This is a genomic window from Pseudomonas sp. E315, from assembly GCF_055406205.1.
In genome coordinates, this window is the sequence record NZ_JBUZPJ010000014.1 from 124,029 (window position 1) to 132,313 (window position 8,285).

At 57.9% G+C, this 8,285-nt stretch carries 8 protein-coding genes; all 8 read left to right on the forward strand.

What is annotated here, in order from left to right; genetic code table 11:
* Positions 1-2: 2 nt before the first annotated feature.
* The 8 genes from ACZRJQ_RS18350 to ACZRJQ_RS18385 all read left to right on the forward strand — a co-directional run bounded on the left by ACZRJQ_RS18350 (position 3) and on the right by ACZRJQ_RS18385 (position 8,135).
* Entirely contained in the window at positions 3-1,112 is a 1,110-nt protein-coding gene (locus ACZRJQ_RS18350; protein ID WP_463979749.1) for a mannuronate-specific alginate lyase, read from the forward strand.
* Positions 1,113-1,276: 164 nt separating this feature from the next.
* Entirely contained in the window at positions 1,277-2,827 is a 1,551-nt protein-coding gene (locus ACZRJQ_RS18355) for an MBOAT family O-acyltransferase (protein ID WP_463979750.1), read from the forward strand.
* Positions 2,828-2,839: 12 nt separating this feature from the next.
* Complete coding sequence (locus tag ACZRJQ_RS18360; protein WP_463979751.1) at positions 2,840-4,018, forward strand: alginate O-acetyltransferase; 1,179 nt, start codon at positions 2,840-2,842, stop codon at positions 4,016-4,018.
* Positions 4,019-4,049: 31 nt separating this feature from the next.
* The gene (locus ACZRJQ_RS18365; RefSeq protein ID WP_463979757.1) at positions 4,050-4,706 is read left to right on the forward strand and encodes an alginate O-acetyltransferase AlgF; all 657 of its coding nucleotides are present in this window, start codon (positions 4,050-4,052) and stop codon (positions 4,704-4,706) included.
* Positions 4,707-4,781: 75 nt separating this feature from the next.
* Positions 4,782-6,233: a mannose-1-phosphate guanylyltransferase/mannose-6-phosphate isomerase gene (locus ACZRJQ_RS18370; RefSeq protein ID WP_463979752.1), complete on the forward strand. Its 1,452-nt coding sequence runs from the start codon at positions 4,782-4,784 to the stop codon at positions 6,231-6,233.
* A gap of 156 nt (positions 6,234-6,389) precedes the next feature.
* A complete protein-coding gene (locus ACZRJQ_RS18375) occupies positions 6,390-6,854 on the forward strand; it encodes a multidrug transporter (RefSeq protein ID WP_463979753.1) in 465 nt (154 codons plus the stop codon).
* Positions 6,855-6,881: 27 nt separating this feature from the next.
* Complete coding sequence (locus tag ACZRJQ_RS18380) at positions 6,882-7,706, forward strand: SDR family oxidoreductase (RefSeq protein ID WP_463979754.1); 825 nt, start codon at positions 6,882-6,884, stop codon at positions 7,704-7,706.
* Between the two features lie 33 nt (positions 7,707-7,739).
* Entirely contained in the window at positions 7,740-8,135 is a 396-nt protein-coding gene (locus ACZRJQ_RS18385) for a DUF4440 domain-containing protein (protein ID WP_463979755.1), read from the forward strand.
* Positions 8,136-8,285 lie beyond the last annotated feature (150 nt).

Here is an 8,285-nt window from a genome sequence, read left to right on the forward strand (position 1 = left end):
TGATGCCCACTGCACCGATTAACGTACGCATGTTATTGGCGCCAACGCTGCTCGGGCTGGCCATGTTTGCCAGCGCCGCCCATGCCGCCGCGCCCTTGCGTCCGCCCCAAGGCTATTACGCGCCTGTTGAAGCGTTTAAAACCGGCGACTTTAAAAGTGACTGCGAGGCAATGCCCGCACCGTACACCGACAAGCTGGAGTTTCGCAGTAAGTACGAAGGCTCGGACAAAGCCCGCTCGACGCTCAATGTGGTGTCTGAAAAAGCCTTCCGCGACGCCACCGCAGGCATCACCACACTGGAGCGCGGCACCAGCAAACGCGTCATGCAGTTCATGCGTGATGGCCGCCCGGAGCAACTTGATTGCACCCTGAGCTGGCTCACCGCGTGGGCAAACGCCAATGCGCTGATGAGCAAGGACTTCAACCACACCGGCAAGTCGATGCGCAAATGGGCATTGGGCAGCATGGCCTCGTCTTATATCCGCTTGAAATTTTCTGAGTCCCAACCTCTGGCGCAGCACCCGCAACAAGCCAAAGAGATCGAAGCTTGGTTCAGCCGCATGGCCGATCAAGTGGTCAGCGACTGGGACAATCTGGCGCTGGAAAAAACCAACAACCACTCGTACTGGGCCGCCTGGTCGGTGATGGCAACGTCCATCGCCACCAACCGCCGTGACCTGTTCGACTGGTCGATCAAAGAGTTCAAGGTGGGCGCCAATCAGGTCGATGCACAGGGCTTTTTACCCAACGAACTCAAGCGCCAGCAACGCGCCCTCGCCTACCACAACTACGCCTTGGCGCCGTTGGCAATGATTGCCAGTTTTGCGCAGGTCAACGGTGTGGATGTGCGTAACGAAAACAACGCGGCGTTAAAACGCTTGGGCGAACGTGTGCTCAACGGCGTCAAAGACCCGGATCAATTCAACGCTAAAAACGGTGAAAAACAGGACATGACTGACCTGAAAGTGGACGCCAAATTCGCGTGGTTAGAACCGTTCTGCACCCTCTACACCTGCGCCCCGCAGGTGCTTGAGATGAAACGGGCAATGCAGCCATTCAAAACATTTCGTCTGGGCGGCGACCTGACCAAGGTCTACGAGAAAAACAACTGACGCACCCCGTTGGCGCTGGCGAAGGCTGCGATCTTTCAAGATCAAAAGATCGCAGCCTTCGCCAGCGCCAACGGATGAATGTCATTGATTCATCCCCCCCTTTTTTCACGGGGGGGTTTGGGGGGGCTTAGCCCTTTACTGTTGGTCAACACGCAGAGGTAAGGATGGTCTTCTCATCCAATGTGTTCCTGTTTTTATTCTTGCCGGTGTTTCTCGGCTTGTATTACTTGAGCGGGCAACGTTATCGCAACCTGCTACTGCTGCTCGCCAGCTATGCGTTTTACGCCTGGTGGCGGGTGGACTTTCTGGCGTTGTTTATCGGGGTCACGGTCTGGAACTACTGGATCGGCCTTAAAGTCGGTGCCGCCGGGATACGCACCAAGCCCGCGCAACGCTGGCTATTGCTGGGCGTCGTCGTCGATCTGGGGATTCTGGGCTACTTCAAGTACGCCAATTTCGGCGTCGAGAGCATCAACGCGATGATGGGTTCGGTCGGGCTCGACCCGTTCATCCTGACCCATGTGTTGCTGCCCATCGGGATCTCGTTCTACATCTTCGAGTCCATCAGCTACATCATCGACGTGTATCGCGGCGATACCCCGGCCACACGAAATCTGATCGATTTTGCAGCCTTTGTGGCGATCTTCCCGCACTTGATCGCTGGCCCCGTCTTGCGCTTTCGCGATCTGGCCGACCAGTTCAACAACCGCACTCACACCCTCGACAAGTTCAGCGAAGGTGCCACGCGGTTCATGCAGGGCTTTATCAAAAAGGTGTTTATCGCCGACACCCTCGCGGTGGTCGCTGATCATTGTTTTGCCTTGCAAAACCCGACCACCGGCGATGCCTGGCTGGGTGCGCTGGCCTACACCGCGCAGCTGTATTTCGACTTCTCCGGCTACAGCGACATGGCCATCGGCCTAGGCTTGATGATGGGTTTTCGCTTTATGGAAAACTTCAAACAGCCCTACATCAGTCAGTCGATCACCGAATTCTGGCGGCGCTGGCACATCAGCCTCTCCACCTGGCTGCGTGACTACCTGTACATCACGCTGGGCGGTAATCGCAAAGGCACGCTCATCACTTATCGCAACCTGTTCCTGACCATGTTGCTGGGCGGTTTGTGGCACGGCGCGAACATCACTTACGTGATTTGGGGTGCCTGGCACGGCATGTGGCTGGCGATTGAAAAAGCACTGGGCATCAACACCACGCCGCGTGCGCTCAATCCGATTCGCTGGGCGCTGACCTTCTTGCTGGTGGTCATGGGCTGGGTGATCTTCCGCGCCGAAAACCTGCACGTGGCCGGTCGTATGTACGGCGCCATGTTCAGCTTTGGCGAGTGGTCGCTGTCAGAACTCAACCGCGCCAACCTCACGGGCCTGCAAGTGGCCACGCTGGTTGTTGCCTACCTGACGCTGGCCTTCTTCGGTCTGCGGGACTTGTACAACACCCCAAAAGCGCCGGGTAAAACCGAAGCTGACGGCCCCGCCACCGCGCAACCGGGCCTGATCAAAGCCGTGCCAGGCGATGCCCCCAATAGCCTGCACCTGCCGGGTTACACCGTGGGCAGCGAGGCTCAAGTGCAACCGGCGTACTGGGTTGCTGACTGGCCGCGTTATGCAATGCGCACCTTGATTGTGCTGCTGTTTATCGCCTCGATTCTCAAACTCTCGGCGCAAAGCTTCTCGCCGTTCCTGTACTTCCAGTTCTAAGGGGAGCCGACCATGAATCGAACATTACGCATCGTCTACGTCGCGTTTTTCTGTGCCTTGCTCATGGGCTTGGGGCTGATCTCGCTGCGCAGTTTTATGGGTTTCAACACCACCGAGGATGCCACTGTGCTCAACGGGCGCTGGAGCAAGGCCGTAGAAACCCATTACGACGACGAGTTCCCGATCAAGCGTTTGGGCACCAATTTGTGGGCTGCGCTGGACCTCACATTATTCAACGAAGGCCGCCCCGGCGTGGTGCTGGGCCGCGATCACTGGCTGTTCAGTGACGAAGAGTTCAAGCCGTGGCCCAACGCCGAGCAAAACGTGGCCAATAACTACGCGCTGGTCGAAGGCGTGCGCAAAACGCTGAAACAACACGGCGTGAAACTGGTGATGGCAGTGGTGCCTTCCAAGGTGCGCCTGTACCCAGAGCACATGGGGGATGAGCGTCCAGCGAGCATTCATGCCGATCTGTACCGCGACTTCCATGCGCAACTGGCTGCCAACAACGTTATCGCCCCCGACCTGCTCGGCCCGCTGCAACAGGCCAAACAAGCCGGCGCGCAGGTGTTTTTGCGCACCGACACTCACTGGACGCCAGACGGCGCGCAAGTGGCGGCCCAACAATTGGCCAGCGCCATTGGTGCGCAGTTCCCGCTCAGTGGCGAGCCCCAGCACTTTGTCACCGAGGCCGAAAAAACCGAACAACACAACGGCGACCTGGAGCGCTTCCTGCCACTTGACCCGTTGTTCAGCAACCTGCTGCCCCCTGCCGAGCCGCTGGAAAAACGCAGCACCCGCGTAGCCAATGCCGCCGCTGACAGTGAAACAGCACTGTTCGCAGACAGCGAAGTGCCGGTGACGCTGGTGGGCACCAGTTACAGCGCCAACCCCAACTGGAACTTTGTCGGGGCGCTTAAACAAGCGCTGCGCAGTGACGTGATCAACGACTCCAAGGACGGCCACGGCCCCATCCTGCCAATGCTCGCTTACCTCAAAAGCGATGCCTTCAAGAACACCCCGCCACAAGTGCTGATCTGGGAGTTCCCCGAGCGTTACCTGCCGGTAGACAACGACATCGGCGACGCCGACCCGAAGTGGGTCGCCACCTTGAAAGAAGCGGGCGCACGCCAGCCACACCTTGCACAAAACACAGCCAAATCCGAGACGCCCAACCGGGCGCAAAACTGAAAGAGAGGTTCGACTTATGTCCTTTAAAGCGATGCCGTTTACACCTACTCCACGTCGTCTCGCCAAATCATTCGCACTGATTGCCGGTATGAGCTTGCTGTCACTGCAAGCCTGGGCCGGTGGTGATGCCGCGCTCTACGGGCCCACTGCCCCTAAAGGTTCCAGCTTTGTGCGCATGTTTAACGCCAGTCATCAGCCCGTCAGCGCGACGGTAGGCAACACCGCACTGAACGAGGTTGCACCGCAAGGCAGCAGCGATTTCAGTTTTTTGCCCCAGGGCGATTACAGCGCCAAAGTGGGCAGCCAAAGCCTGCCGGTCAAACTGGCCGCCGACCACTATTACACCTTGGTCAATAACAACAGCGGGCAGCCGCAATTGATCGAAGAACCACCGTTCAAAAACAAACAAAAGTCGTTGGTGCGCGTGCAGAACCTGACCGACAAAGCCCTGACCCTGAAAACCGCTGACGGTAAAACCGACGTGGTGAAAGCCGTGTCAGCCAAAGGCCGCGGCGAGCGCGAAATCAACCCGGTCAAAGTCAGCTTCGCCCTGTTTGAAGGTGACAAAAAAGTCAGCGACCTCAAGCCCGTAGCGCTGGAGCGCGGTGAAGCCGCAGTGCTTTACGTCACGGGCAGCGGCAGCAGCGTGTCCCCGACCTGGGTAAAACGTCCGGTTTCGAGCCGCTAACCCTCTTTGCTCTCTGTAGGCGCTAGCGCCTACAGGAATCACCAGCACCCTATTTTTATTTTTTGGAGAGACATCATGATTCCGGTAATTCTTTCAGGTGGTAGCGGTTCGCGTCTGTGGCCTTTGTCGCGCAAACAATTCCCCAAGCAGTTTCTGGCCCTGACCGGCGAGCAAACCTTGTTCCAGCAAACCCTTGAACGTTTGGTGTTTGATGGCATGGATGCGCCGATTGTGGTGTGCAACAAAGAGCACCGCTTTATCGTCAATGAGCAGTTGGCAACACGCAATCTGGACACCCAGCGCATTCTGATGGAGCCGTTTGGCCGTAACACCGCGCCCGCCGTGGCATTGGTTGCGATGATGCTGATTAACGAGGGGCGCGATGAGTTGATGCTGGTGCTGCCTGCCGATCACGTGCTCGAAGACCAAAAAGCCCTGCAACGTGCATTGGCACTGGCCACTGTGGCAGCTGAGCGCGGCGAAATGGTGCTGTTTGGCGTGCCTGCTCTCAAGCCAGAAACCGGCTATGGCTACATCAAGTCCACAACCGATGCGTTGTTGCCCGAAGGCGTGAGTCGCGTGGCCTCGTTCGTCGAAAAACCCGATGCCAAGCGCGCTGCCGAGTTCGTCAAAAGCGGCGGCTATTTCTGGAACAGCGGCATGTTCATGTTCCGCGCCAGCCGCTTTCTTGAAGAGCTGAAAAAACACGAACCGGATATTTATGACACCTGCCTGCTGACGCTGGAGCGCAGCCAGCAAGACATGGACACCGTGGATATCGACGACGCCACCTTCGCTTGCTGCCCGGACAACTCCATCGACTACGCGGTGATGGAAAAAACCCAACGCGCCTGTGTGGTGCCCTTGACCGCAGGCTGGAGTGATGTGGGTTGCTGGTCGTCGCTGTGGGACGTGAATGAGAAGGACGCCAACGGCAACGTCAGCAAAGGCGATGTGGTGATTCAGGACAGCACCAACTGCATGATCCACGGCAACGGCAAACTGGTATCGGTGATTGGTCTGGACAACATTGTGGTGGTCGAAACCAAGGACGCCATGATGATTGTCCACAAGGACAAGGTTCAGGGCGTCAAGCAGATGGTCAACACACTCAACGCCCAAGGGCGCAGTGAAACCCAGAACCACTGCGAGGTGTATCGCCCGTGGGGCTCCTACGACTCGGTTGACATGGGCGGGCGTTTTCAGGTCAAACACATCTCGGTCAAACCCGGGGCCTGCTTGTCGCTGCAAATGCACCATCACCGCGCAGAACACTGGATCGTGGTGTCAGGCACGGCGGAAGTCACCTGCGATGAAAATGTGTTTTTGCTCACTGAAAACCAGTCGACCTACATCCCGATTGCCTCGGTACACCGTCTGCGCAACCCCGGCAAAATCCCGTTGGAGATCATTGAAGTTCAGTCCGGCAGTTATTTGGGCGAAGACGACATTGAGCGTTTCGAAGATGTATACGGACGCTCCACTCCGATTGAACGCGGGGTTAGCATCAAGACCATTGCGCAGTAAGCCGCAACCTCCCGTCGCTTGAATCACGAGCAAGCCCGCGCCCACACATTACGTATCTTGCGTAGGCGCCCGCTTGCTCGCGATGGCTCAACTAGACTCGCCATTGCCACCTAAGCTTGAGTAGGATGTCCCTCCACTCTCTACGAGGCGAGCGTCATGCTTATCGGCGTTCTACTGATCATCACCTGGCTCGTCCTGTTGCTGCGCTATCCAACCAAAGCTTTGCCGGTGTCGATGGCAGCGTTTGTGGGGTTGGCGATGGTCGCTGCGTCTGTCGCGTGGTTGGACTACCGAGAAGCCCAACAATTGGCTCGCCTTGAGCTGCGTATGGTCTACGCCCCCGACCAATGCCCGGCCGACCGGCCACTTCATCTCACGCTACGCAACGGCAATGATGTACCGCTCACCGAGTTGGGCTGGCGAGTTGCCGCCTATGCGCCCGGCGATACGGTCAACTTGGCCGACAACCTCTACACTGCGCCGCGTTATCGCGGGCCCGGCGAGCTGCAAGCGGGTGCCTCGTGGCAAGACTGCTTGCCCCTGCCGCCCTTGCGCGCCGGTTATCGTGCCCAAACCCTCGAATTCAGAGCCGAGCGCCTGCAAGGCAGCTTTGCCAACTGACTTTTTTGCTGCCCCAAGGAAGATGTGATGCCCCTCGTTTTAATTACCGGCTGCTCTACCGGCATTGGTCGTTCGCTGGCCCAAACGTTCAAACAAGCCGGTTATGAAGTGTGGGCAACGGCCCGCAAACCCGCAGAAGTCGCGCAGTTAAGAGCCGAAGGTTTTGTTGCCGTGCAGTTGGACGTCAATGACCGCCTTGAAGTTGACCAACTCAGCGCCCGCATCAAGCAGAACGGCAAAGGGCTGGATGTACTGATCAACAACGCGGGGTATGGCGCGATGGGGCCTGTGCTCGACGCGGGTGTTGAGGGCATCAAGCTGCAATTTGAAACCAATGTTTTTTCAGTGGTGGGCATCACCCGAGCGCTGTTCGAGCCTCTGCGCAGCAACCGCGGGTTAGTGGTCAATATCGGCAGCGTGTCCGGCGTATTGGTCACCCCGTTTGCAGGCGCTTACTGCGCTTCGAAAGCCGCTGTACATGCACTGAGCGACGCGCTGCGCATGGAACTGGCCCCCTTTGGGATTCGGCTGATGGAAGTGCAGCCCGGCGCCATCGACACCCATTTCGCCAAAAACGCCAGTGCTCAGGCCGAACAGTTGATTGCTGAAGATTCTGCCTGGTGGCCGATGCGCGAAGGCATTCGCGCACGGGCTCAAGCGTCGCAAGACAACCCCACGCCCGTCGGCAAGTTCACGGACGCGGTGTTCAAAGCCACGCAAAAAGCCAAGCCACCGGCTTTGCTGCGCTACGGCAATGGCAGCTGGGCCATGCCACTGCTAGCCTCGTTGGTGCCTCGCGCATTGCTGCAAAAAATTCTGATGAAGCGCTTTGGCCTCAATATTTCTGTGTGATGTAACCCCCCGCCCCCTGACCAAGAGAATGTGATGACGGATTATTCGAGCTACTTCGACCTTGTGAATGAAACTCACGTCGAAATTGAGGGTTGGTTTTCCGGCTTGGAACCGGGCGTACTGCCCGTGTTGCTGGCGCGTTTTTCAGCGCAATTTTCGATGATCGCGCCCAACGGTAAAGCGTTGGACGCACAGGGCGTGGAAACGCTGTTTGAGCAACTGCGTGGCGCCAGGCCGGGGCTACAAATAACCCTTAGCGAGTTCAAGGGGCTCGCCTTGCATGCAGGCGGAGCTGTGATCAGTTATCGCGAGCTGCAAGAAGAGCACAACGGCAATCGCTCCGATCGCCGCGCCACGGTGGTGTTTGAAAAAGCCGCCGACGGCAAGGTGCTGTGGCGGCATTTGCATGAGACCTTTTGCGTGGACTGACCAACGCTGAACCCCGTAGCAGCAACTGTCTTGTCCAGTCATTTACGATTCTACGACTGCTGCGCAGCCGATCGCAGCCTGCGTGCCTTGTCAGCTCCTACAGGGGATCGGCGGTTATCCCAGCTTTTGTAGGAGCTGCCGAAGGCTGCG